Consider the following 24,589-nt stretch of genomic DNA (forward strand, 5'->3'; position numbering starts at 1 on the left):
CGCGCCAGCCGCATGCTGAGCTGGGCTCTGCTCGGCCTGCTGCTGTTCGGCCTCAACCTGATTCTCGCCGAGGGCCTGCGCCACGCCGGCATCGTCACCTATGTGTTCACGCGCACCATGGCCTGGTCGGTGGTGCCGTACCTGAGCGCATTCGTGCTGTTGCATCGCTCGCTGCATTTGCCGTCGATCGAAGGCAACAGCCTTGTCGGCGTGGCCGCCACCCTGCCATTCGCCTTGCTGCTGCTGGCCTTTGCGGCGTTTCATATCGAGTACTCGCGCGGCGCACTGCTGCTCGCCTACCTGACCACGGTCGCCTGGAGCGGATTCGGTTACCGGCGCTTCGTGCAGAACTATGTGCCGGTGTTCGGCTATACCGATCCGCGCGCGCTGGCGCAGCTCGACGGCATTCTCTCGATGCCCGGCGCCGCGGCACCGAGTGCGATGCGCTTTATGCGCATCGGTTCGCTCGAGGAGGCCGCGCACTGCGATGGCCTGATGCTGGACCGTGCCGCCACCGCCGACCCCGAACGCACGCGCGCGCTGGCGCGCTTCAAGCTGGGCCATGTGCGCATGTATTCCGTGGAACGCGTCGGCGAGATGCTGACCGGCCGCGTGGGCCTGACCCATATCGACGAGAACTTTCTCGACGACTACGCCCGGCACTACCTGTATGGCTTTATCAAGCGTGTGATCGACGTTGCCGCGGTGCTCGTCCTCGCGCCGCTGGTGTTACCGGCCGCGCTGCTGACGGCGCTGGCGATTCGCCTTGAATCGCCGGGCCCCGTATTGTTTCGGCAAACGCGCGTGGGCCGCTTCGGCACGACGTTCACGATGCTCAAGTTCCGCAGCATGGCCACGCAGGCCGATGCGCCCGCGCAGTTTGCCGCGCGCCACGACCCGCGCGTGACGCGCGTCGGCCGCGTCATTCGCAAGTATCGCCTCGACGAGCTACCCCAGCTCTGGAACGTGCTCGTGGCCGAGATGAGCTTCATCGGCCCGCGCCCCGAGCAGGTACCGATGGTGGACAAGTTTGCGGAGACCATCGCCTACTACCCCTATCGCCACCTCGTGCGGCCCGGCCTGTCCGGCTGGGCACAGGTGCAGCAGGGCTACGTGGGCAGCCACGAGGAAACCATCACCAAGCTCAGCTACGACCTCTATTACGTCAAGCATTGCTCGTTTGCGCTCGATCTGCTGATCGCGGTCAAGACCGTGCGCACGCTGCTGACGGGATACGGGGCGCGCTGATGGCATTGCGCCACGACCCCACACCCGCCCCGCTGCGCATCATGCTGATGCTGACCGGCCTCAAGGTCGGTGGCGCCGAGTATCAGGTGGCCGCGCTGGCCGGCGCGTTCCGCGCACTGGGCCATGCCGTCGCGATCGTGAGCCTGTCGCCCGGACGCGAGGTCGAGGTGCCGGCCGACGTCGAAGTGATCGAGCTGGCGATGCGCAAGACGCCGCTCGGCTTCGCGCGCGCGCTGTGCCGGGCACGCGCGTTGGTCCGTGCATGGCGTCCCGACATCATCCATGCGCACATGGTGCATGCCAACCTGTTTGCGCGTGTGCTCACGCGCATCGTGCGTTGTCCGCCCCTGGTCTGCACTGCGCACAGTTTTCGCGAAGGCGGCACCGCGCGCATGCTGGCCTATCGGCTGACCGATCACTGGTGCGCGCTGACGACGCATGTGAGCGAAGCCGGGCGCGCGGGCATGATCGCCGCCGGTGCAGTGCCAGCCGCGCGCATGGTCGTGATGCCGAATGGCATCGATATCGAACGCTTTCGCCATGACGTCGCACGGCGTGCCGCCACGCGCGCCAGCTTCGGCCTCGATGACGCCACACCGCTACTGCTGCATGTGGGGCGGCTCGTGCCCGAGAAGGCGCAGCATCTGTTGATCGATGCGTTCGCGCGGCTCGATAACGCACGCGCACAGCTGCTGATGGCCGGCGGGGGGCCGTTGGCCGAGGCGCTGGCGAACCAGATCGCGACACTGGGCCTGGACGATCGCGTGCAGTTGCTTGGCCCGCGCCAGGACATCCCCGCGCTGCTCGACGCCGCCGACGCGTTTGCGCTCTCGTCCGACATCGAAGGCTCACCGCTGGTGCTGGCGGAAGCGCTGGCGAGCGGCTGCCCCGTGGTATCGACCGACGCACCGGGCGCGCGCGAGATCATCGGCAACACTGCCGAAGGCGGCATGATCGTGCCGCGTGGAGACGCCGAGGCGCTCGCTGCGGCTATCAGCGCGACCCTGCGAGCAGGCCGTGGCGACGCGCACGCACAAGCCATGCGCCGCGACCACGTACGCGCGACCAGCGCGCTCGACACCGTGGCACAACGCTGGCTCGCATGCTATCGGGCGCTGCGTGCATCGCCGCGCGATGCGCGACTGGAGGCCGCATGAAGCCACGCGTCGCGGCCAATCTCGTCTGGATGCTGTTCGAACGCGGCCTGCAGGTCGGTATCGGTGTCGTCGTGGTGGCGATGCTCGCGCGCGCGCTCGGCCCCGTGGGTTTCGCGCATTTCCAGTACGCGCAGTCGGTGGTGCTGATTGCCGCATCGTTCGCGCTCGTGTGCGCGGCCGAAGTCGTGGTGCCGCGCCTGGTGGCCGCGTCCGGACCCGATGCCGAACGGACCCGGCACGCACTGCTCGCGCATGCCTTCGCGCTGCGGCTCGGGGGCGGCGTCATCGGCTATCTGCTGATGTGCGGCTACCTCGGCATCACGTCACCGGACGCGGAAATCTGGCACGCAGCCTTGCTGCTCGGCATTGCGATCCTGCTGCGCGAACCGTTCGGCGTGGTCAGCGCGTGGATGCAGGCCCGCACGCATAACCGACCCGGCGTACTGTTCAACGTGCTGGCGGTCGGCACCAAGGCGGCGCTGGTCGGCGCGCTGTTCCTGTACGGCGTGCGCGAAGTCAGCGGCTATGCGGCCGCGTTCGCAATCGAGGCCATCGTGGTGGCGGCGCTGCAGATGCTCTATTTCCGGCTGCGCATGCGCGAGCATCGCGTCGGCGGTCTGTTCAGCGTCGACTGGCAGCGCACGCGCCTGCATGACCTGCTGACCAGTGGCGCGTTGTTCTGGGGTAGCTTTATCCTGATGATGGCCGCGCGACGCGTGGACCAACTGGTGCTGCAACCGGCGGTGGCCGCCGCGGATTTCGGGGCCTATGCGGCTTGCATGCAGATCCTCGACAACTTCACGGTGCTCGCCAGCGTGCTCGCGGCCGGTGTCGCGCCAGCCTACGTGTATGCGCGTGGCAATCTCGCCGAAGCTCGCACCAACGCCGGCCGCGTCGCGGTTGCACTCGCGGCGGTCGGCCTGCTCGGCGGCGCCGTCATTGCCGCATGCGCGCCATGGATCGTCCATCTGCTGTACGGTCACGCGTTCGCGCCAACCGTTACCTTGCTGCAAGCCGCAGCCCTGCTGACGGCACTGGTATTCGCCGATGTGGGTCTCACACTGCTGGCCGTGCATCTGCGCCGGCCGGAGTGGATCGCGGCCAAATGGCTCGCGGTGTTCGCCGTCACACTGCTGTTCGACCTCGCCGTGGTCCCGCGCTACGGCAATTGGGGCGCCGTGGCGGGCTATGGACTGGGCAATGCCGTCGCGGTGCTGGTCGGTCTGGCACTGTACTGGCGCTGCCGGCCGGCGCCAAGCATGGCAGCCCCATGACGACGCTGCCGACGGTGTGTTTCCTGACGGGGACGCTCAATGCGTTCGCCGGCGCGGAGCGAATGACGGCGGTCATCGCCAATGGACTGGCCGAGCGCGGCTATCGCGTGCTGATCCTCAGCCTGTATGACCGGGCCGGCGTGTTTCCGCTGCACGCAAACGTGGTGCACCACGCATTGTTCGAAGCGCGGCCTTCGTTCAAGCGGGAGTATCTGGCTACGGTTATGGGCATTCGACGCTTCGTGCGCACGCATGAAGTCGATGTGCTGGTCGAAGTCGACACGATGCTGACGTTGTTCACGGTGCCAGCTACGCTGGGCCTCGATGTGCGTCGTATTGCCTGGGAGCATTGTCACTTCGACCAGGATCTTGGGCGTCGGACGCGGCGCCTGGCCCGCCGGCTTGCGGCGCGCTATGACGACGCCGTCGTCGTGCTGACCGAACGAGACCGCCTGCGGTGGCAACAATCGTTGCATCCACGCAGCAAGGTGGTGGTCGTCCCCAATGCGATTCCCTTTCCTGTTCAACCTGCACCCGTCAGCGGCGATGCCAGGACAGTCATTGCGGTCGGACGGCTCGTACCCGAGAAGGGCTTCGACATGCTCCTGCAGGCATGGAAGATCGTTGCGCCCTTACATCCCGACTGGAAGCTTGTCATCGTTGGGGAGGGGGAGGAACGCGACGCGCTCGCGCGGCAAATTCGCTCGCTCGGCCTCGAGAGCGCAGTCGAACTGCCGGGTGCCACCCAGGATATCGGCGCACAGTATCGCAACGCCTCGATCCTGTGCATGAGTTCCCGCTACGAGGGATTTGGACTCGTCCTGGTTGAGGCGATGGCGTTCGGTCTGTCGGTGATCTCCACGAATTGTGAAACCGGACCGAGGGAGATCATCCGCGATGGAGAGAATGGCTTGCTCGTTGACGTCGATGATGCCGCGGCAATGGCAGGATCGATTCGACGACTGATCGAGGACGATGATCTGCGCCGGCACCTCGCCAGCAATGGCCAAAGTGTGGCACAACGTTACGATGCCGCCGTGATTCTGGAAGCCTGGCAATCGGTTCTGGCCAGGTGACTCGCGTACAATCTCCGCTTATCAAGATTCGTAAGTGAATAGTCCGCATGACTGATATTGCCACCACGCCCCCAAACAAAGGACAGGTTTCACCGTGGGGGTTATTGAGAAGATCCTCCAAGTTAATACTGGCCTTAGCCGTCGCTGGCGGGCTGCTGGGCGTTGCGGCGTCTCAGGTCATCAAACCAAAGTGGGTCGCCAAGACAACGGTGCAAATCGGCCAATTGGCCAGCTCCAGTTCGCAAGGAATCTCAGTTCGCCTGATTGAAAATCAGTTGACCGCTGCGGACCGCTACAACCTTCCCGCCGCGAGACTTGAGGTGATTCAGGCGATGGGCCTGCCCAGCCCCGATTCGAATCGCGATGCGAAAATCGTTTTCGATACCTTGCGTGCGGCCGCCGGCAAAAGCCCGGACGTGATCAATCTGCAGGTTTCCGGGTATTCACGCGAGTCCGCGCTTGCAGCCATCGAAGCATCGTATGTCACGCTCTCGAACGCCCATCGTCGCCTGTTCGAGCCTTCGTACGATCGGATGAAGCAGGAGCTTGCCGCGATCAATGCAAAGCTGGCCGAGGCGGATCGCGAATACAACACCGCGCTGCAGTCCCTCAAAGGAACCGTCGCGAAGGGTGGCTCCAATTCCGGTCAAGACGTCCTGGTGACCAATCTGACGATGGTGATCAACGAACGTGTGCTGAGTCTGAGAGACCGGGAGAGACAGCTTCAGGAAGCATTGGAAGTGGTTCGTACCTACCCGACTCGCCTGCTCGGTCAGCACTACGTGCCCGAGGAGCCGAGCACGCCAGGCCTGTTGCTGCTGGTGGTCGCCGGCGCAGCGCTCGGCCTTGTCATCGGCGCTCTCGTGGCATTCGTGCGACGACCGGCTGATCAAGAAGCGAACCAGTAGCAGGCGCAGGGGCGGCATGCCCCGCGCCACCTTCTGTCACGACATCGTCGGCATTGGCAAGGTCTCGGCATCGTTCATGGGTTGGCCATATCCGTGAACGTGCTGCGTCAGAATGCTACCGATGGACTCGCGGTCGTTCGCCTCCGCGGCTTGCCTTAGGGCCAGCAAGTCCGCAACCAACGCCTCCCAGGGCACAAAGTCTTCCCGTGCCTTCATGATGCGACGGTGTGCCGTAGTCTCTGGGTTGTCGCCGATGAGCAATTCCTCGTAGAGCTTCTCGCCAGGACGCAGACCGGTAATCTGAATCTCGATGTCACCGGCGGGATGGTTCTCATCACGCACCGACAGGCCCGACAGTTGAACCATGCGCCGGGCCAAATCGACGATCTTCACCGACTGCCCCATGTCCAGCACGAATACCTCGCCGCCGTGTGCCATGGCGCCGGCTTGCAAGACAAGCTGCGCTGCCTCGGGAATTGTCATGAAGTAGCGGGTCACTTCCTCATGCGTGACCGTCAACGGACCGCCACCGGCCAATTGCCGCCGGAACAGTGGCACAACGCTGCCACTACTGCCCAGCACATTGCCAAATCGAACCATTGCGAACACGGTCCGATTAGGCGTCGCCACGCGCGCGCCGCTACCGTCAAGCATCGAGAAGTCGAGCGCGGTTTTCGCGGCCATGGCCTGCAGCGCCAGTTCGGCCATGCGTTTCGATGCGCCCATCACGTTGGTGGGCCGCACAGCCTTGTCCGTCGACACGAGCACAAAGTATTCGACGCCGGACTCCATGGCCGCACGGGCCATGTTGAGCGTGCCAAAGACGTTGTTCATGACTCCTTCCGCCGGATTGCACTCGACCAGCGGCACGTGCTTGTAGGCGGCGGCATGGTAGACGGTCTCAGGACGGTAGAGCTCGCAGATCTCGCGCAGGCGCCTCAGGTTCGCCACGCTCGCGAGCAGAGGAACAACCTCCGTCTGCGAGTGACGCTCGTCCAGCAGACGCTCCAGCTCGTGATGAATCGAGTACAGGCCAAACTCGTTGTGTTCGACCAGAATCAACCGCTTCGGATTCTCGAGCACGATCTGGCGGCATAGTTCGCTGCCGATACTGCCACCCGCACCGGTGACCAATACGGACTTGCCGGCGAGGTTGCGCGCGAGTAACGCGGCATCCGGGGGAACCGGTGCGCGCCCCAGCAAATCCTCGATGTCCAACTCCTGGAAATCCCGGATCGTCACGCGTCCGGAGGCCAGATCGACCATGCCGGGCAGCGTGCGCACATGCACTGGCAGTTCGCGCAGTTTGTCAATGACAGCGTTGCGCTGCGCCCGCGCCATCGACGGGATCGCCAGCAGGATGTCGCTTACACCCATGCGCTCGACCGCATCCGGCACATCGTCCGGGCTCATGATGTCGAGCCCGTTGATCGTGCTGCCGATCTTCGCCGAATCGTCGTCGATAAAGCCCATCAGCCGGTACTGTCGGGTCACGGCCAGTGCGGAAGCGGTCTGCACACCCGCCTCGCCCGCCCCATAGATCAGCAGGCGCCCTTCATGAGCACGCAGCTTTCCCGCAGTGCCCGCCAGCCAGAAGCGCGCCAGCGCCCGGCTCGCCCCAACCATGAGGAGAAACAGCATCGGCTGAATCAGGCCCACGCTGCGCGGGACCCCTTCCAGCTTCAGCACGATCAATGCCGAGAAGAACACGATGCCGTAGAGCGCCACCGCTTTCGCCGTGCTGGCCAGCGCGGCCATTCCGGTGTAACGAAAGATGGCCCGATACAGTCCCAATCGCACGAAGATGGGAAACGCAAACAGCGGCGCCAGCAGATAGACGTAACCCTGCTGAAGGACCGGCAGTCCGGTTTGATCAATGCGCAGGTAGAACGCCACCCAGACCGACACTAGCGCGAGGCAAAAATCCAGCGCGACCACGACCATGCGCTTGGCCGCGCGCGGCAGAGCCAGAAGCGGAACGGAAAGGTTCTTCACAGACTGGCTCGGCCCAGAACGTCAGAAAGCACGCTGCACGTTTTTGCGATTTCCGCATCGGTCAGCGTAGGGTGGACAAGGAACATCACGCTGGTTTCGCCCAATGCGCGCGCAACGGGCAAGCGCTCGGCCGGCTGCCAGCCGGTTCCGTCGAACGCCTTTTCGAGGTAGACCTCGGAACACGACCCTTGATAGCAAGGGACGCCAGCATCCACGATGGTCTGCACGATCCTGTCGCGCGTCCATCCGGGTGCCAGCTTCTCGGGCTGCACGTAGACGTAGCACTTGTAGTTCGCGTGCACGCTATCTGTTTTAGGAGCCGGCGCGCGCACTGCCGGGAACGAGCGGGCAGCGCTGAGGATCGCCTCCGCATGCGCGGCGCGGCGAGCGGCCCAATCCGGCATGCGGCGCAGTTGAATACGACCGATGACGGCCTGCATCTCGAGCATGCGCCAATTGGTGCCAAAGCTTTCGTGCAACCAGCGGAAGCCCGGGGCATGCTCTCGCTCGTAGACCGCCTCGAAGCTCTTGCCATGGTCCTTGTAGGCCCACATGGCGCGCCAGACCGCCTCGTCGTTCGTCGTCACCATGCCGCCCTCGCCACCGGTGGTCATGATCTTGTCCTGGCAGAAGCTCCATGCGCCAACATGCCCGATCGATCCGACACTGCGTCCCTTGTAGCGGGCGCCGTGCGCCTGGGCACAGTCCTCGATGACCTTGAAGCCATGGCGGTCGGCGAGCGCCATGATGGGATCCATATCGCATGGCCACCCGGCAAGATGCACCAGCACCACGGCCTTGGTGCGGGGCGTCAGCACACGCGCGATAGTTTCGGCGGAGAGATTGCCGCTGTCGGCTTCCACCTCTGCAAAGACCGGCGTCGCTCCGGCATTGATCACGCTGGACGCACTGGCGATGAAGGTCCGCGGCGTGACCACTACCTCGTCTCCGGGACCGATGCCCAGGCACTTGAGTGCGACGTCGAGCGCCAGCGTGCCATTTGCCAACGCGACCGCATGACGCGTGCCGACCCACGCCGCGAACTCTCGCTCGAATTCGCGGCACTCGTTGCCTGTCCAGTAATTGACCTTGTTCGACAACAACGTCTGCTGTACGGCATCGGCCTCTTCTTTGGTGAAGCTTGGCCAAGGGGAGAATGGTGTATTCAGCATAGTCTTATCAGATCTTCAGAGTTGCCCCACCGACCCGGTATTTTCTTATTGCCAACCTGTTGCAATACACGGGCCTACTTAATTTGTTCTCGCGCCGGATTCCCGATCATCGTCGCGCCATCGGTCACAGGTTTCACGACGACCGCGCCGGCGCCTACCATGACACCGGCGCCGATCGCGATGCCCTGGCGCACTGCCGCGCCGACGCCGATCCATGACAAGGCGCCGATCTGGACGTTTCCGCTCAGATTGGCACCTGGACTGATATGCACACCGTGCTCGAGCGCACAGTCATGGTCCACGGTTGCCCCTGTGTTGATGATGCAGGCATCCCCAACGGAAGCATCCGCATTGATGACCGCACCCGCCATCACGACGGTGCCGGCGCCCAGCGTGGCAAACCGGCTCACCTGTGCATGCGGGTGGACGACGGTGGCCAACCTCACGCCGGCAGCCACCAGCACGCACTGCTTTTCCCATCGCGCCTGGCCATTGCCGATCGACACCAGCGCCGCATCGAATTCAGCAGCCTGCGCCAACATTGCCGCCAGATCGCCTGCCACCGGCCAGTGCCGGTTATCCTGCCGCCCCGGCCAGGCGTCGTCATAAAAAACGACGTCCTCCCAACCGGCCAGCAGCGCCGCATCGGCGACCACCTTGCCGTGGCCGCTGGCCCCGAACAGTGCGAGCCGCTTGCGCGTCATGGCTTCTTGCCCGTGAACTTCGGCATGGTGGCCTCACCCGATGCGCTGATGCCCTCGCGTACCAGCACCTTCCGCACCGTAAGCCACAGGATACGAATGTCGAGCCATAGGCTTCGATGGTCGACGTACCAGACGTCGAGCGCAAACTTCTCGTCCCAGCTCAGCGCATTTCGACCGTTGACCTGAGCCCACCCGGTGACGCCCGGCCGGACCTCGTGCCGGCGTGCCTGCTCCGGCGAATACAGTGGCAAATATTCCATTAATAATGGGCGCGGGCCTACCAGACTCATGTCGCCCTTGACGACGTTCCAAAGCTCTGGCAACTCGTCCAGGCTCGAAGAGCGCAGGAAGCGGCCGAACGCCGTCAGGCGTTCGGCATCCGGCAACAGTTCGCCGGTCGGGCCCCGTGCATCCGTCATGGTCCGGAACTTCACCATCACAAAGGGCTTGCCATCGCGTCCCGGACGCGTCTGGCGAAAGAACACGGGACTACCGAGCTTGCGCCGCACCATCCAGACAAGAACGAGCAATGGTAGTCCCAGTACGACCAGGGCCATGCACGAAAGAATCAGGTCGAAAAGACGCTTCATCGAATTTCCATCTCACTCAGCATGACGGCGTTCACCTTGTTGACGTCATACTTGTCCTCGGCAATTTCGCGTGCCCGCCGCCCCATCCGTGTGGCAAGGTCGGGGTCGTCAAGGAAGCGGCGCATGGCCACTTCGAGCGCGTCCACGGACTTGACTGGCACCAGAAAGCCGTTATCGCCATCCACGACCGTCTCGCGACAGCCGGGCGCATCCGTGGTGATCACCGCACGGCCCATGGCCATGGCCTCGAGCACCGTGCGCGGCGTGCCCTCTCGATAGGAGGGCAGCACGTATACGGTGCTCTCCGCAATCGCGGGACGCACGTCGCTCAGCTTGCCAAGGTACTCCACGACGCCATCCCTCACCCATGTATCTAGCTCGTCCTGCGCGATCGCGTTGGGGTTCGTGTCGATCCATCCCACCAGCACGAACGTCGCATCCGATCGCTCTGCCCGAACGCGCCGCGCCGCCTCGACAAATTCGCGCACGCCCTTGTCGCCGAGCAAGCGCGCAATCAACAGAAAGCGAGTCGTCTTCCCCGGCAGCGGCGCCACCGAAAAGGCCGAGACATCGACCCCGGAACCGTTGACCACGCAGGACGGTGTGTCCGCCGCGAGAATGCCACGCTCGAGGAACAGGTCGCGATCGTCCGGGTTCTGGAAGAACACCTTTCTCACGCGCTGCAGCGCAGCAGCGTACATACGCTGCACGAGCTCGCGCATGCCGCCGCCCTCCTGCTGGAATGCGTAACCAAGGCCGGTAATCAGCGCGAAACGTCGCGGTACACGCGCCAGCCAGGCTGCCAGCGTGCCGTAAATAACGGGCTTGATAGTGTAGCCCATCACACAATCTGGCCGAATACGCCTCATCAACCGGTACAGCTGTATCGTCGTACCGAGATCCACAAGCGGGTTGGTGCCGACGCGCTGCATTCTGACGTCATGCACAGTCAAACCCTGCGCCTCGAGGCGTGCCCGCACCGGATCTCCGGCCGGCAGCCCCGGAGCCGCAACATGCACGTCAAGTCCGCTCGCCTGCAGGGCAGCAATGAGCGGACCACGAAAGCCAATCAGCGACTCCGCGAAGCTCGCGATCATCAGGAATCTCACGCGACACGCTCCACCAGCCCCGCTGCCGCCGACTCCTGTTCGAGCCAGGCCTGGAACATCAGCACACACCAGAGCGGATGCTGCCAGTTGCGCTGACCGCTGAGGTGCTCTTCCCACTTACGACGGATCGGCCCAGGGTTCAGGAATCCCTCCCGATGCAGCCGAGCGGGGTCGAGCAGTGCTTCCGCCCAATCGCGTAGCGGGCCACGCAGCCAGGTGTCGATCGGCACGCCGAAGCCCATCTTGGGCCGCTCGATAAGTGCCTTGGGCACATGTCGATACAGCACCTGGCGGAGTGCCCACTTCGTCGTGTACCCCGCCTCTTCCTGCCGCAGCTTGTAGGCGAGTGGCAAACGCCATGCGAACTCGACCACACGGTGATCGAGAAACGGGACGCGAGACTCCAGGCTGCGTCCCATCGAGGCGCGATCGACCTTGGTGAGAATGTCGTCTGGCAGATAGGTCAGCATGTCGAGCGCCATCATGCGCTCCACGTCGCCCAGTTCGCCAAATGCGGACGGTGCGGTATCGAGCAACGTCGCCGGTTCGCGTCCGCCGATGACCACCGCACCCGGATCCTGCCATTGCGACACCATGCCGCGATACAACGCCTCGGCCGACTTCGCCGCCATCACACCTGCACCCTTGTGAATCTTCTCGCCGACGTTGGTCCACCGGGCTGCCCCCGGAATACCATTGGCAAGGCTGTTCAGCCGTTGCGGCGAAGGACGCGTCAGTAGCCATGCAACGGCCGAGCGCAATCCGGTTGGCACCGACGACAAGCGATTCCACATGGTCGCCGTGATCTGATACCGGTTATATCCGGAGAACAGTTCGTCGCCGGCGTCGCCCGACAGGGACACTGTCACATGCTCGCGCGCGAGCGCGCTGACCAGATACGTCGGAATCTGCGACGAATCCGCGAACGGCTCGTCATAGAGCGTGGGCAACCTCGGAATGACGTCCAGTGCCTCGTCGGGCGTGACGTAGAGCGCGGTATGTTCGGTGCCGAGGTGCGCGGCGACGGCCTTGGCATGCTCCGCCTCGTTGTACACACCTTCGTGAAAGCCGATGGTGAACGTCTTGACCGGACGCGACGACTCCGCCTGCATCAGCGCGACCACGGTCGAAGAGTCGATCCCCCCCGACAGGAACGCGCCAAGCGGAACATCCGCCATCATCTGCCCGCGAATGGACTTGCGCAGCAGTGCCTCGAGGGCGTCCACGGCCTCCGTGGGACTGCCTGTGAACGGGTCGCGCACGCCTTGCAACGCCACGTCCAGGCCGGACCAGTAGGCGCGTGGCGTGGGCTCACGTTGCGTCAGCGAGATTTCCAGCAGATGACCCGGCGCGAGCTTGCGAATGCCTTGAAAAATCGCGTGCTCGCCCGGTACGTTGTTGTGCCGCATGAACAGGCACAACGCATTGCGGTCGACGTTGCGTTCGAAGGCCGGATGCGCATGCAACGCCTTCAGTTCGGAAGCGAAAAGGAAGGTACGCGCGGCACCTGTGCCCTGCCAGCCGTAATAAAGCGGTTTCTCGCCAAGACGGTCGCGCGCGAGCGTCAGAACCCGCTGCTGACGGTCCCACAGCGCAATGGCGAACATCCCGACGGCTCGCTTCAGCGTGGCTTCGATGCCCCACGCATCAAAGCCAGCGAGCAAAGTTTCCGTATCGGAATGACCACGCCATGCCGGCGCCATGCCCGCGGTCTCCAGCGCCGCCCGCAGGTCCATATGGTTGTAGATCTCGCCGTTGTAGGCGATGACATAACGGCCGCTCGCCGCCGCCATGGGTTGATGGCCGGCCGGCGACAAGTCCACGATCGCAAGCCGCCGATGGCCGAACCCGACCGGCGCGTCGGCGTCGGTCCATGCGCCCCCATCGTCCGGGCCGCGATGTCGAATGCGGTCCGCCATCGCTTCCAGCAACGCCGTTCTCTGCGGTATGCCGGTGACATTGCCACCGAAGAATCCTGTCAATCCACACATATCAACGTGCTCCCACTTGCTTGAGTAAGTGCGCCACTCTCGGCGCAACCTGCTGCACGCAATAGTCCTGCTCCACGCGGCGGCGACCTGCCTGGCCCATTGCCAGGCGCAGCGGCTCATCGCGCAGTAACTCGTCCAGCGATGCCTCCCAGGCCGTCGCTTCGTCGGCGAGGTATCCGTTGACGCCACTTTGGACGATCTGCTGATTGACCCCGACTGGCGAGGCCACGACCGGCAACCCACAGGCCATGTACTGAATGAGCTTGTAGCCACACTTGCCGCGTTCCCACGGCGAATCTCGCAGCGGCATGATGCCAATATCGCAATCGGCGATCGATGCCACTTCGGTCTCCTCGGTCCACGGCACGCATTCCACATCGACGCCGGGTAACGACACCTCCGCGCCGATCACACGCAGGCGAAAGGCGTGTCGTTGTGACAGCCGGCGCAACGGCTCGGCCAGCGCGTCGAGATACGCAGCCGTCGTCGGCGAACCAATCCAGACGATGCGGCGCGTTTCATCGCCCTCCCGTGCCGCGCGCCCCGTTTGGGTGAAATCGGGTTCGGGGTAGCGCTCGAGGTCGATCACGGTCGGCACGATTTCCACCCATTTCGCGCCCGCGTCGCGCGCGCGCTGCGCGAGATACTCGTTGCCTGCCATCACCAGCGCCGCTCCGGCCATCAGATGGTCGATGCGTCGTCCCAGCACGCGCCGGATCAACGGCAATCGATGCAGATCATAATTGTGAAACAGTGCGTCGTCATAATCGAGTACATAGGGAACCCCCCGCAGCATGATGCGCTCGACCGCGGCCGGAAACCACGGCAGCGCTTCTTTCTCGATCCATACCACGCTGACATGCCGGCGCCGTATCAACGAGCGGAGCCGCGCGCCATAGGCGGCGATCATTGCGCCGCGCTGATAGCGCCCGGCGCGGTACTTTCCCGCCAGCATCGCGTCGCCGAGCAGCGCCTGCGACTCGCCCTCCAGCCCGGCCGCGCGCAGCCATGGCAGGAACTGCAGCATCCGCAGACGCGAAGACGCGCCCAGGCGTCCGTAGCGGGTCAATAGCAAGGCCTTCATCGCTTGGACGCCCTCAGGATCTGCGGCAACGATCGGGCCAGCATGCCAAAGCCCCGTAAGGTGTTGCGGATATCCTGCATGCCCCCGCGCGCAGCCGAGAATGCCGTGCGCGACAGTGGCTCCACCACCATGGTCACCGCGACCAACGCCCATGCGCTCGGCAATGAGTAGTGCTTGAAGCCATAAAGAAGCCTGCTACGCAGCGAGTAGAACAGGCGCGTGGCCTTGATCTGACGAGACGTGCCACCCCCGGCGTGAAACGCCTGGGCATCCGCCAGGAACACGATGCGCCCGCCCGCGCGTCGCACGCGTAACGACAGATCGAGATCTTCCAGGTAGACAAAGAACCGCTCGTCGAAGCCTTCGAGCGCTTCGAAAACGTTGCGACGAATCAGGTAGAAAGCACCGATGACGTGATCGACTTCGCGTGTAGTCGTATGGTCCCAATCCGTCATGTGATGCCGGCAATCACGCATCCAGGGCAAACGATCCAGCCCCACGGCGGCAGCTGCGAACATCCCGAGCGTAGGAAAACGCGCGCAGGCTCGCTGAATATGATCGCTTTCGTCGATCAGCTGGATGCCCGTCACCGACACGTTGGCATTCTCCGGACGCTGCATGTAGGCAAGCGGCGTCGCCAGAGACTGCGGATATGCCAGCGTGTCGGGATTCAGGAAAAGAATGAACTCCGCCTGCCCAGTACGTGCACCTTGATTGCAGGCAGCCCCAAAGCCCCGATTCTCCTTGTTTCGTACAAAATGGATCGGGAAATTCCAGTCACTACGTTCCGCGACCAGCTCCAGCGAATTGTCGATGGACGCGTTGTCCACGATGGCAACGGACGCGATCTCCCCGCCCGCGTGCTGCTGCAGACTTTGCATCGCCTCCAGCAACTGCGTGCCGGACGACCAGTTCACGATGACAATATCAATACTTTTCATCCGATTAGTAACGGATCGTAGACCGTCATGGCATAAAGGTTCAGCAGGCCGCTTCCCACGGCAAACACAAGCGCCAGCAATTGAATGACTCTCGACTCGGAAGTGAAAGCCTTGAGGATATAAATCAGAACGAATACGGACAGCAACTCGCGGAACCTGGCTGCCACGATTGGGAATTCCAGCATCGAGAAGTGGATGGCAACACTGAGCAGCATCCCGATCACGGCATATTGCATCGTCACATCGTTCTGCCGCCACAAATAAAGCGCGGCGACCATCAGCGCGATGTCCAACATAAATGGCAACGGCACGATGGTCGAAGACGTCGCCACATCGAGGTAAGTTCCCATCACAGGGAATATCGTCTGAAACGTCGAAAACAGCATCTGTCGAAGCAGCAATCCCGCAACAAAGATGCTGACGATCAATAGCACAGCCACCTTGAAATTCAGGCGTCCCAGCACGTACACCGCCAACAGCACGACGGCGGAATAATGGAAGGTGACCGCCAGACAGAGCAGCAGAAATTCCCACATCTTGAAGCGACGCTCATCCTTCCTCCAGAACACGAAGAAAGCGATCGCGAACGCAATCGAAGCGCGCAGTACGGTCAGCTCGAACAGAATGAAATATCGGCTGATATAGAAAAACACCAGCACCGCGATCAATCCAAGCGTCATCTGCGAAGTCCGTACCGCGGCGCCCTTGATCAGGATACAGAGCGCGCAAATCGTACCGTAGATCGCAATATTCCCCAAACCCAGGCTTGCCAGCGAATAGACCAGCGTGGTGAAACCAAACTCGAAGCGCGTGTCCACGCCGAACAGCCCCTCGCTCGAGCGAACCAGTTCGAAGAATTCGAGATAGTTAGGGTAATCGCGGCTGATGCCCAGGAATTGATGTCCGGCGACAATCCCAAGGATGATGGCCAGCACGCAGAGAAATGCCACCCCGGCCGCGAGCCTGACGTCCTGGTAGGGTTTCTGATTCATCTTGCCTGCCTCGCCAACATCTTCATGCCGATCGCATCGAAGGACATCCGCAAAGACCACGCAACGGCAGCGCCGCTGACACCGAAGGCCTTGGTCAGTCCGACCAGCGCGGCGATATACAGCGGTACTTCCAACAGATGCAACATCGCCGTCGCGCGCGTGCGGCCCTTGGCATGCAGCAGTGCAAAGTACATCGACCCGATCGCATTCGCCAGTACGCCAACGCAGAGGATTCTCCCTACGGCTACCGATGCCGGATCAGCCGGATGCCCGAGCCACAGCGTCAGCAGCTCCGGCAAGATCGCTGCAAGGAGCAGCAGGCCTGCCAGCATGGCGCCGATTACACGCACGAACCAGAGTCGGAACAGGCGTGTTGCACCAGCGGGATCGTCGACCAGCAGCCGACTGATGGCGGGAAATGCCACAGTGGTGACAGCGCTCGACAGTATAAGCGTCTGCACCGTGACCTCGTAAGGAATCACGTAGGTCGTCACGGCCGCAGCACTGATGATCGCGGCGATGAGAAACCGGTCCGCCTGCGTCAGCAAGGGGCTCAGTACGCTGCTGATCGTGAACCATCCGCCAAACTGAAACAGTTGCCTGGCCACCCCGCGCGAATAGGTGCCGTGCCGGCCGTCGGCGGGCAAGCACTGCAACGCAAAAACCCGGTAGAACCACAACGCCAGTGCGCGCGAAATGACAAGACTCGCAATGAGGATGTCAACGCGCGTGGTGAATAGCGAGATCAGATATGGGAGTCCGAAGTTCGCCGCGCCCAGCAGGATGCGCAGCACGCTGATATTCCGAAAGCTCAGATAGGCTTCGTTGACGCCACGATAGGTCGCACTGACGGCCTGCATGGGCAATGCAAGCCCCAGCAACAGGATCGCCGAGCGGACTTCGGACTGCGGCACCTCATTCGCGTGCACCAGATTGCCGACGCCAAGCATGGCAGCCAACAGAATGAGTACCATGCCGATACCACCGGTGACGAGCGTCAGGCGCGTCGCGGTGGTCAGTACATCCGCGATGGACGCTTCGTCGTGCCCATTACGCAGCGCCGCGACGCGCTGCGTCGTGGCGCGACCGATGCCAAGATCCAGTGCGCTCGCATAACCGATCAACCCCCACGCGAGCGCCAGCAAGCCAAAGCGCTGACCACCTAGGCCGGCCAGCAGATGCGGCACGGTCAACGCGGCGATCAGCAACGGCAGGCCAAGCCCAAACAGATTCCAGGAGATGTGTGACGCGCGCATCTAGTGTGTTGTGTGGTGGATCGATCCCCCGAGACGAAACCGCGCTGTGAATATTCGCGATGGCGTGAGCGAGGGCCCGGGGGTTACCCCCCAGAGACGCAGGCCCGAGCGTCAGTCGGCCGTCTGCCTGCGTTGGCGACTCACATACCAACCCATTGCTTCTTCCAGACCATCGCTGATCCGGTGCGTCGGCGCATAGCCGAGCAGCGTGACAGCCTTGCTCACGTCGGCCTGGCTGTGGCGCACGTCGCCGGCACGAAAATCGCGATAGTTCGGCTGCACCGTAGCACTCACCCCATATGGCGCGAGATTGCGGCGCAAGGCATCGAAGAGATCGTTGAGCGTGGTCCGATCGCCCACGGCGACGTTATAGACTTGATTGGTCGCCGCGGTATCGGTTGCGGTGGCGGCAAGCAGGTTCGCCTGCACTGCGTTCGCCACGTAGCAGAAGTCGCGGCTCGTCTCGCCATCGCCGTTGATATGAACGGTCTCGCCGGTCAGCAGCGATGCGGTCCACTTGGGGATCACCGCCGCATAAGCACCCTCCGGATCCTGACGCGGCCCAAAAACATTGAAATAGCGCAGGCCGATGGTCTGGAAGTCGTAGCAACGTGCAAACACGTCCGCGTAGAGCTCGTTGACGTACTTGGTCACGGCGTAGGGACTCAGGGGCTTGCCAATGCGATCCTCGACCTTGGGCAGTCCCGGATGGTCACCGTACGTGCTGCTGCTCGCGGCATAGGTGAAACGCTTCACCTTGGCATCGCGCGCCGCAACCAGCATATTGAGGAAGCCCGTGATATTCGACTCGTTGGTCGCGATCGGATCCTGCAGACTGCGCGGCACCGAACCGAGCGCCGCCTGGTGCAGCACGTAATTCACCGCGTGCTCAGCACCGTCACGCCGGAACACGCACGCGCGCCGGCAGTCTTCGAGGTTGCGAATATCGCCTTCGATGAGCTGGAAATTCGCCCACTGCGTGGGCGCCACCAGACCGCGCACCTCTTCGAGATTGGCCCGGTGGCCGGTGGCGAAGTTGTCGAGCCCGACCACGCGCTGGTCGAGCTTGAGCAGGGTTTCGAGCAGATTACTGCCAATGAATCCCGCGACGCCCGTCACCAGCCACGTTTTCGGCGCGGCAGCGAGCTCCCGCTTCAGTTGTGCGTAGGCATGGGGTTGTGTGGAACTCACCATCTTCATCTTTCCTTGGCCAATGATTTACAGCCGTCCGTCGGCGGCGCCGAGCGGAAGCACACCCTTGACGTCGAACAGCACGGCGCCAGAATGTCCGAGCGCCTTGATTCCCGCCTCGCCCAATGCCACGAACTGGTGGTGACCCACTGCCAGCACCACGGCCGCGTACTGGCCGGGCGGGGGCATTTCGGTCAGGCATTGCAGGCCATACTCATGCTCGGCATCGGCAACGTCGATCCACGGGTCGAACACATCGACCTGCGCGTTATAAGACCGCAGGGCCGCGATGATATCCACCACTTTGGTATTGCGGACGTCCGGGCAGTTTTCCTTGAACGTCAGACCCAACACCAGAATCCGGCTGCCGAGCACGTTCACGCCCTTGCGCAGCATCAGCTTGACGGTCTCGTCGGCGACGTGCTGCGCCATGTTGTCGTTGATGCGACGACCCGCGAGGATCACCTCCGGGTGATAGCCCACTTCCTGCGCCTTGTGCGTCAGATAATAAGGGTCCACACCGATGCAATGCCCCCCCACCAAACCGGGACGGAACGGGAGGAAGTTCCACTTGGTTCCCGCAGCCTCGAGCACCTCGAGCGTATCGATGCCAAGCCTGTGGAAGATCAGGCTGAGCTCGTTCATCAGTGCGATGTTCACGTCGCGCTGCGTGTTCTCGATCACCTTGGCCGCCTCGGCGACCTTGATACTGCTGGCCTTGTGCGTGCCGGCGGTAATGATTTCCGCGTACAGCTGATCCACGGCCACGGCCACATCCTCGGTACTGCCGCTGGTCACCTTGCGGATCGTCGGCAGGCGATGTTGCTTGTCGCCGGGATTGATGCGCTCCGGGCTATAGCCGCAGAAGAAGTCCACGTTGAACGACTTTCCGCTCATCCGTTCGAGCACGGGAACACAGACCTCTTCCGTGGCGCCGGGATAGACGGTCGATTCATAGATCACCACCGCGCCCTGCGGCATGACACGACCGACGGTCTCGCTGGCCTTGACCAGCGGTGTCATGTCCGGGCGATTGGCCTTGTCCACTGGCGTCGGCACCGTCACGATGAACACCGCACAGTCCCGCAGATCGTCGACATTGCAGGTGTATTCGAGTTGCGCGGCTTCCGCCAGTTCGTCCTGGTCGACTTCCAGCGTGCCGTCGCGCCCGGACTTGAGTTCGGCGATGCGCGTCGGGTTGATGTCAAAACCGACAACCGGGCGCCGCTTGCCGAATTCCACTGCCAGCGGCAGTCCGACGTAGCCAAGGCCGATGACCGCGATTTTTGCTTGGTTCAGGTTCATGCGCAAAGAGAAATCAAACGTTAACGGATGGGATCGTCACCAATCCGATCGGTATCACTCAAACAGTTCCGCTGCCGCAAGACTGGCGCCGGTCTGGTCCTTGGACGACAACAGCGGCGCCACATCTATCCGCGGCCAGTCGATACCGATCTCCGGGTCGTTCCATGCAATCGTGCGCTCGAACTGCGGCGCATAGTAGTCGGTGGTCTTGTAGAGGAAATCCGCAGATTCCGACAGTACGACAAAGCCGTGCGCAAACCCCGGTGGCACCCAGAACTGACGATGGTTATCTTCGCTCAACTCCGCGCCGACCCATTTGCCAAAGGTCATGGATTGCTTGCGGATATCGACGGCAACGTCGAACACCCGTCCGCGCACCACGCGCACTAGCTTGCCCTGCGGTTGCTGGATCTGGTAATGCAGACCACGCAGGACACCCTTGCCGCTGCGGCTATGGTTGTCCTGCACGAACTCCAGATTGAGGCCGGTCGCCTCGGCGAACGCCTTCTGGTTGAAGCTCTCGAGGAAGAACCCACGCGCGTCGCCAAAGACCTTCGGCTCGATGATCATGACATCGGGAATGGCCGTCCGAATGACGTTCATGCTCATTTGATGGATTCCGAAATGATGTGCTGCAGATACTGACCGTAGCCGTTCTTGAGCAGCGGTTTCGCCAGCCGCTCGACCTGCTCCGCCGTAATCCATTTGCTACGGTAGGCGATCTCTTCCGGACAAGCCACCATCAGACCCTGGCGGTTCTGCAGCGTGGCGATGAAGCTTGCGGCTTCGAGCAGCGAATCGTGCGTACCGGTGTCGAGCCATGCATAGCCCCGACCCATGATCTCGACGTCGAGCTGCCCCAGCTCGAGGTACCGCTTGTTGACATCCGTGATCTCGAGCTCGCCGCGCGCGGACGGCTTGACGTCCGCCGCGATGTCGCAGATCTGATTGTCGTAGAAATACAGCCCCGTCACCGCGTAGTGCGAGCGCGGCTTCACCGGCTTCTCCTCCAGGGACAGCGCGCGGAAATTGTCGTCGAACTCGACGACGCCATACCGTTCCGGATCGTGCACGTGATAGGCGAAGACCGTCGCGCCCTGTTCCTTTTCGGAAGCGCGCTCGAGCTGGCCGGCAAGGTCGTGGCCGAAGAAGATGTTGTCACCGAGGATCAGCGTCGACGGGTCATTGCCGACGAAATCGCGCCCGATGATGAAAGCCTGCGCCAGCCCGTCCGGAGATGGCTGCACTGCGTACGACAGATTCAGGCCCCACGCGCTGCCGTCACCAAGCATCTCGGCGAAGCGAGGCGTGTCCTCCGGCGTCGAAATGATGAGGATGTCCCGAATACCCGCCAGCATCAGCGTGGACAGCGGGTAGTAGATCATCGGCTTGTCGTACACCGGCAGCAGTTGCTTGGAGACAGACCGCGTGATCGGATAGAGTCGCGTGCCGGAACCGCCGGCCAGGATGATGCCTTTGCGCATGGTACGAATGTCAGGAAAGAATCTGGTCCAGCAGGAGGTCGATGCCCTCCTTCCAGTCAGGAAGATGGATATCGAACGTGTCCCGCAACTTGGTCGTATCGAGGCGCGAGTTCGTGGGCCTCGGGGCGGGTAGCGGATAGGCGGTAGCCGGAATCGGCTCGATGCTTGCCACAGCCGCCTTCAGCGTGGCACCTCGCGCGGCGGCACCGGCTACCACGTGCGTTGCATAGCCATGCCACGTGGTCTCGCCCGCCGCGGCGAGGTGGTAGATCCCCGTCGGAAATGCTTCGGGCCGGCCATGCAGCCAGTACCTCGCGACGATCTGGGCCGTGACATCCGCGATCAAGGCGGCGGTCGTCGGTGCGCCGAACTGATCGTGGATCACGCGCAGGCTGTCACGCTCGCGCGCCAGGCGCAGCATGGTCTTCGCAAAGTTGTTGCCGTGGGCGCCCGCCACCCAGCAGGTACGCAGAATCAGCGCGGCGGCACCGCTGTCGGTCACCGCCTGCTCGCCTGCCAGCTTGCTCTTGCCATAAACCGATTGCGGATTCACCGCATCGGTTTCGCGGTACCAGCCCTGACCGGCGCCGTCGCGTCCGGTACCGTCAAACACGTAATCGGTTGAATAATGCACCAACAGGCTTCCGACCTCGCGTGCAGCCGACGCCAACACCCCGGGCGCCACGCCATTGACCGCGAATGCCGTCTCGGCATCGGACTCCGCTTTATCCACCGCCGTGTAGGCCGCCGGGTTCAGGATCACATCGGGCTTGATCTCGCGCACCAGCGCGCGCAGCGCGTCAGGCTGCGTAAGATCGCCGTGGCTGCGGTCCACCGCCACCACACGACCCAGCGGCGCAAGACTGCGTCGCAGTTCGAAGCCGACCTGCCCCTTGCTTCCTGTTACAAGAAATGTGGGCGTCTTGCGCGTATCAGGCCGCATATTGCTTGGCCACCCAGTTACGATATTCGCCCGACATGACGTCCTGCACCCACGCCTGATTGTCCAGATACCACTGGACCGTCTTGCGCAGACCGGTCTCGAACGTCTCCGCCGGCTTCCAGCCCAGCTCGCGTTCGAGCTTGCGGGCGTCGATGGCATAGCGCCGGTCGTGGCCGGGCCGGTCCTTCACGAATGTGATCTGATCGCGATAGGATCCTGCTGCCTTGGGCTTGAGCACGTCCAGCAGATCGCACAGCGTATGAACGACCTCTAGATTGGTTTTTTCGTTCCAGCCGCCTACGTTGTAGGTCTCGCCCACCCGGCCACGCGCCAGCACCTCGCGAATCGCCGCGCAGTGATCGCCCACATACAGCCAATCCCGGACATTCTGTCCATCGCCATAGACCGGAAGTGGCTTACCCCCGAGCGCATTCGCGATCATGAGCGGAATCAGCTTCTCGGGAAAATGATATGGGCCGTAGTTATTGGAGCAGTTCGTCGTAAGAACCGGCAGCCCATAGGTGTGGTGATAGGCGCGGACCAGATGATCGGATGCCGCCTTGGATGCGGAGTACGGGCTATTCGGCTGATAGGCCGTCGTCTCGGAGAACTGAGCATCCTCAGGTCCGAGCGAGCCGAAGACCTCGTCCGTCGATACGTGCAGGAAACGGAAATCGGCGCGGGCAGCCTCATCCAGCCCGCTCCAGTACGCGCGCACCGCCTCGAGCAGCGTGAAGGTGCCGACGATATTGGTCTCGATAAATTCGCCGGGCCCGTGGATCGAGCGATCGACGTGGCTTTCCGCCGCAAAATGGACCACAGCGCGCGGGCGATGCGCGGCCAGCAGCGCGTCGAGCCCTGCGCGGTCGCAGATATCCGTCCTGGAGAAGACATGCCGCTCATCGCCGTCCAGCGGGGCGAGCGTCTTCAAATTCCCTGCATAGGTCAGCTTGTCGACGTTGACAATGCCCGGGGCATTGGGAGCGTTCAGCCAATCCAATACAAAATTCGCGCCGATGAATCCGGCGCCGCCAGTGACCAAGATATGCGACAAACTAGTACTCCCTGCTATCGATATATTTCGAGAACCCGGCACACGCCGGGCACCCCTCTTCGTCCGTGAGGAGGACGGAGGGACATTACTGTCCGTGGAAGTGGCGGTATTCTATCCGACTCGCCCTCGGCCCCATCCCATGGGAGTCATCTTTTTGTAGCGTGTTGTAACCGATATCCGAACAGCACGCGCTCCCCTTGCCAAGGCAGGCAACCTTGTATGTGACAATCTATGCATCTGAAAAGAGAGGATTCTCCTTCACTCTACGCCATCGGCGACCTGCAGGGCTGCCGCGATTCGGCGCAGCGACTCATAGAACGCCTGCCACCAGAAGCAGGCCTGCGTTTCCTGGGTGACCTCATAAACCGCGGGCCGGACTCTCTCGGAACGCTGTATGCCGTCCGCAACCTTGGCACGCGCGCAAAAGCACTACTGGGCAACCATGACATTCACCTCTTGGCGGTCGCTGCAGGCGTACGGAAAAAGAGTCGTTCCGACACAATAGACGACGTTCTCAGCGCGAACGATGCCGATGCGTTGTTGACATGGCTGCGTCATCGGCCACTAGCCATTCGGGAAGGCGGTTTTCTGCTTGTGCACGCCGGGGTGCTGCCGCAATGGACCGCGACGCAGGTGATGGAACTGGCCGCCGAGGTCGAAGAGCAATTGCGCGGTCGGAATTGGGAGGAATTTCTTGCCGAGATTTTCGGCAATACGGCCGATCGCTGGCATGACGGGCTGCGCGGCATCGATCGCCACCGGGTTGTCATCAATGCTCTGACCCGACTCCGATTCTGCACACCAGAAGGCGTGATGGACCTGAAATCCAAGGAAGGCCCGGGCGGCGCCGCGCAGGGCTACATGCCATGGTTCGACGTGCCGGGACGCCGAACCGCCGATGTGACGATGGTTGCCGGGCACTGGTCCACACTGGGCTTGCTGACGCGCCCCAACTTGATGCTGCTGGATACGGGATGTGTTTGGGGCGGGCATCTGACGGCCGCGCGACTGGACCCTGATCCCCAGCACCGCGACCTGGTACAGATCAAGTGTCCGCAGTATCGAGACCCACTGAACTGAGTGCTGGTCGGATCCGACTACCAGTACAATGCCGT

The 24,589-nt window shown here is 62.7% G+C and carries 22 protein-coding genes; 6 read left to right on the top strand and 16 right to left on the bottom strand.

The genetic code is table 11. From position 1 onward, the window contains the following. Positions 1 to 12 precede the first annotated feature (12 nt). Genes LDO41_RS08760 through LDO41_RS08780 form a run of 5 tightly spaced genes read left to right on the top strand, consistent with a single transcriptional unit; the run spans position 13 to position 5,663 of the window. The gene (locus LDO41_RS08760; RefSeq protein WP_377744474.1) at positions 13 to 1,248 is read left to right on the top strand and encodes an exopolysaccharide biosynthesis polyprenyl glycosylphosphotransferase; all 1,236 of its coding nucleotides are present in this window, start codon (positions 13 to 15) and stop codon (positions 1,246 to 1,248) included. Then, positions 1,248 to 2,405, top strand: a complete 1,158-nt coding sequence (locus LDO41_RS08765; RefSeq protein WP_223984957.1) for a glycosyltransferase — start codon at positions 1,248 to 1,250, stop codon at positions 2,403 to 2,405. Before LDO41_RS08760 ends, LDO41_RS08765 begins: the two co-directional genes overlap by 1 nt. Then, positions 2,402 to 3,679: a lipopolysaccharide biosynthesis protein gene (locus tag LDO41_RS08770; protein ID WP_223984959.1), complete on the top strand. Its 1,278-nt coding sequence runs from the start codon at positions 2,402 to 2,404 to the stop codon at positions 3,677 to 3,679. The genes LDO41_RS08765 and LDO41_RS08770 overlap by 4 nt, the downstream gene beginning before the upstream one ends. Further along, positions 3,676 to 4,755 carry a glycosyltransferase family 4 protein gene (locus LDO41_RS08775; protein WP_223984961.1) on the top strand — a complete coding sequence of 360 codons (1,080 nt, stop codon included), beginning with the start codon at positions 3,676 to 3,678 and terminating at the stop codon, positions 4,753 to 4,755. The genes LDO41_RS08770 and LDO41_RS08775 overlap by 4 nt, the downstream gene beginning before the upstream one ends. 47 nt (positions 4,756 to 4,802) lie before the next feature. Continuing rightward, complete coding sequence (locus tag LDO41_RS08780; RefSeq protein ID WP_223984963.1) at positions 4,803 to 5,663, top strand: Wzz/FepE/Etk N-terminal domain-containing protein; 861 nt, start codon at positions 4,803 to 4,805, stop codon at positions 5,661 to 5,663. Positions 5,664 to 5,699: 36 nt separating this feature from the next. Here the strand turns inward: LDO41_RS08780 and LDO41_RS08785 are convergent, their stop codons facing one another. The 16 genes from LDO41_RS08785 to rfbB all read right to left on the bottom strand — a co-directional run bounded on the left by LDO41_RS08785 (position 5,700) and on the right by rfbB (position 23,474). Beyond that, positions 5,700 to 7,607, bottom strand: a complete 1,908-nt coding sequence (locus LDO41_RS08785) for a polysaccharide biosynthesis protein (RefSeq protein ID WP_223986955.1) — start codon at positions 7,605 to 7,607, stop codon at positions 5,700 to 5,702. A gap of 47 nt (positions 7,608 to 7,654) precedes the next feature. Further along, on the bottom strand, positions 7,655 to 8,830 hold the full coding sequence (locus LDO41_RS08790) for a DegT/DnrJ/EryC1/StrS family aminotransferase (RefSeq protein ID WP_223984967.1): 1,176 nt from the start codon (positions 8,828 to 8,830) through the stop codon (positions 7,655 to 7,657). 74 nt (positions 8,831 to 8,904) lie between these two features. Then, positions 8,905 to 9,534: an acetyltransferase gene (locus tag LDO41_RS08795; RefSeq protein ID WP_223984970.1), complete on the bottom strand. Its 630-nt coding sequence runs from the start codon at positions 9,532 to 9,534 to the stop codon at positions 8,905 to 8,907. Next, on the bottom strand, positions 9,531 to 10,124 hold the full coding sequence (locus tag LDO41_RS08800; protein WP_223984973.1) for a sugar transferase: 594 nt from the start codon (positions 10,122 to 10,124) through the stop codon (positions 9,531 to 9,533). The genes LDO41_RS08795 and LDO41_RS08800 overlap by 4 nt, the downstream gene beginning before the upstream one ends. Continuing rightward, entirely contained in the window at positions 10,121 to 11,233 is a 1,113-nt protein-coding gene (locus LDO41_RS08805) for a glycosyltransferase family 4 protein (protein WP_223984976.1), read from the bottom strand. The genes LDO41_RS08800 and LDO41_RS08805 overlap by 4 nt, the downstream gene beginning before the upstream one ends. After that, complete coding sequence (gene asnB, locus LDO41_RS08810; RefSeq protein ID WP_223984978.1) at positions 11,230 to 13,224, bottom strand: asparagine synthase (glutamine-hydrolyzing); 1,995 nt, start codon at positions 13,222 to 13,224, stop codon at positions 11,230 to 11,232. The genes LDO41_RS08805 and asnB overlap by 4 nt, the downstream gene beginning before the upstream one ends. A gap of 1 nt (position 13,225) precedes the next feature. Further along, complete coding sequence (locus LDO41_RS08815) at positions 13,226 to 14,251, bottom strand: glycosyltransferase family 4 protein (protein WP_223984980.1); 1,026 nt, start codon at positions 14,249 to 14,251, stop codon at positions 13,226 to 13,228. A 53-nt stretch (positions 14,252 to 14,304) separates the two neighbouring features. Further along, on the bottom strand, positions 14,305 to 15,225 hold the full coding sequence (locus LDO41_RS08820) for a glycosyltransferase family 2 protein (RefSeq protein WP_253074779.1): 921 nt from the start codon (positions 15,223 to 15,225) through the stop codon (positions 14,305 to 14,307). Positions 15,226 to 15,245: 20 nt separating this feature from the next. After that, a complete protein-coding gene (locus tag LDO41_RS08825) occupies positions 15,246 to 16,241 on the bottom strand; it encodes an EpsG family protein (RefSeq protein WP_223984984.1) in 996 nt (331 codons plus the stop codon). After that, positions 16,238 to 17,497: an oligosaccharide flippase family protein gene (locus LDO41_RS08830; RefSeq protein ID WP_223984986.1), complete on the bottom strand. Its 1,260-nt coding sequence runs from the start codon at positions 17,495 to 17,497 to the stop codon at positions 16,238 to 16,240. Before LDO41_RS08830 ends, LDO41_RS08825 begins: the two co-directional genes overlap by 4 nt. 111 nt (positions 17,498 to 17,608) lie before the next feature. After that, the gene (locus tag LDO41_RS08835; RefSeq protein WP_223984988.1) at positions 17,609 to 18,691 is read right to left on the bottom strand and encodes an NAD-dependent epimerase/dehydratase family protein; all 1,083 of its coding nucleotides are present in this window, start codon (positions 18,689 to 18,691) and stop codon (positions 17,609 to 17,611) included. Positions 18,692 to 18,715: 24 nt separating this feature from the next. Beyond that, a complete protein-coding gene (gene tviB, locus LDO41_RS08840) occupies positions 18,716 to 19,993 on the bottom strand; it encodes a Vi polysaccharide biosynthesis UDP-N-acetylglucosamine C-6 dehydrogenase TviB (protein ID WP_223984991.1) in 1,278 nt (425 codons plus the stop codon). 54 nt (positions 19,994 to 20,047) lie between these two features. Beyond that, on the bottom strand, positions 20,048 to 20,596 hold the full coding sequence (gene rfbC, locus LDO41_RS08845) for a dTDP-4-dehydrorhamnose 3,5-epimerase (RefSeq protein ID WP_223986959.1): 549 nt from the start codon (positions 20,594 to 20,596) through the stop codon (positions 20,048 to 20,050). Positions 20,597 to 20,598: 2 nt separating this feature from the next. Next, complete coding sequence (rfbA, locus tag LDO41_RS08850) at positions 20,599 to 21,477, bottom strand: glucose-1-phosphate thymidylyltransferase RfbA (protein WP_223985001.1); 879 nt, start codon at positions 21,475 to 21,477, stop codon at positions 20,599 to 20,601. Positions 21,478 to 21,487: 10 nt separating this feature from the next. After that, complete coding sequence (gene rfbD / locus LDO41_RS08855; protein WP_223985003.1) at positions 21,488 to 22,420, bottom strand: dTDP-4-dehydrorhamnose reductase; 933 nt, start codon at positions 22,418 to 22,420, stop codon at positions 21,488 to 21,490. Continuing rightward, positions 22,410 to 23,474 carry a dTDP-glucose 4,6-dehydratase gene (rfbB, locus tag LDO41_RS08860; protein ID WP_223985006.1) on the bottom strand — a complete coding sequence of 355 codons (1,065 nt, stop codon included), beginning with the start codon at positions 23,472 to 23,474 and terminating at the stop codon, positions 22,410 to 22,412. Before rfbB ends, rfbD begins: the two co-directional genes overlap by 11 nt. A gap of 231 nt (positions 23,475 to 23,705) precedes the next feature. On the opposite strand from rfbB, the gene LDO41_RS08865 reads away from it, so the two are divergent. Continuing rightward, positions 23,706 to 24,554, top strand: a complete 849-nt coding sequence (locus LDO41_RS08865; RefSeq protein ID WP_223985009.1) for a symmetrical bis(5'-nucleosyl)-tetraphosphatase — start codon at positions 23,706 to 23,708, stop codon at positions 24,552 to 24,554. The last annotated feature ends 35 nt before the right edge of the window (positions 24,555 to 24,589 follow it).

Source organism: Cupriavidus pampae, assembly GCF_914271485.1.
GTDB lineage: Bacteria > Pseudomonadota > Gammaproteobacteria > Burkholderiales > Burkholderiaceae > Cupriavidus > Cupriavidus pampae.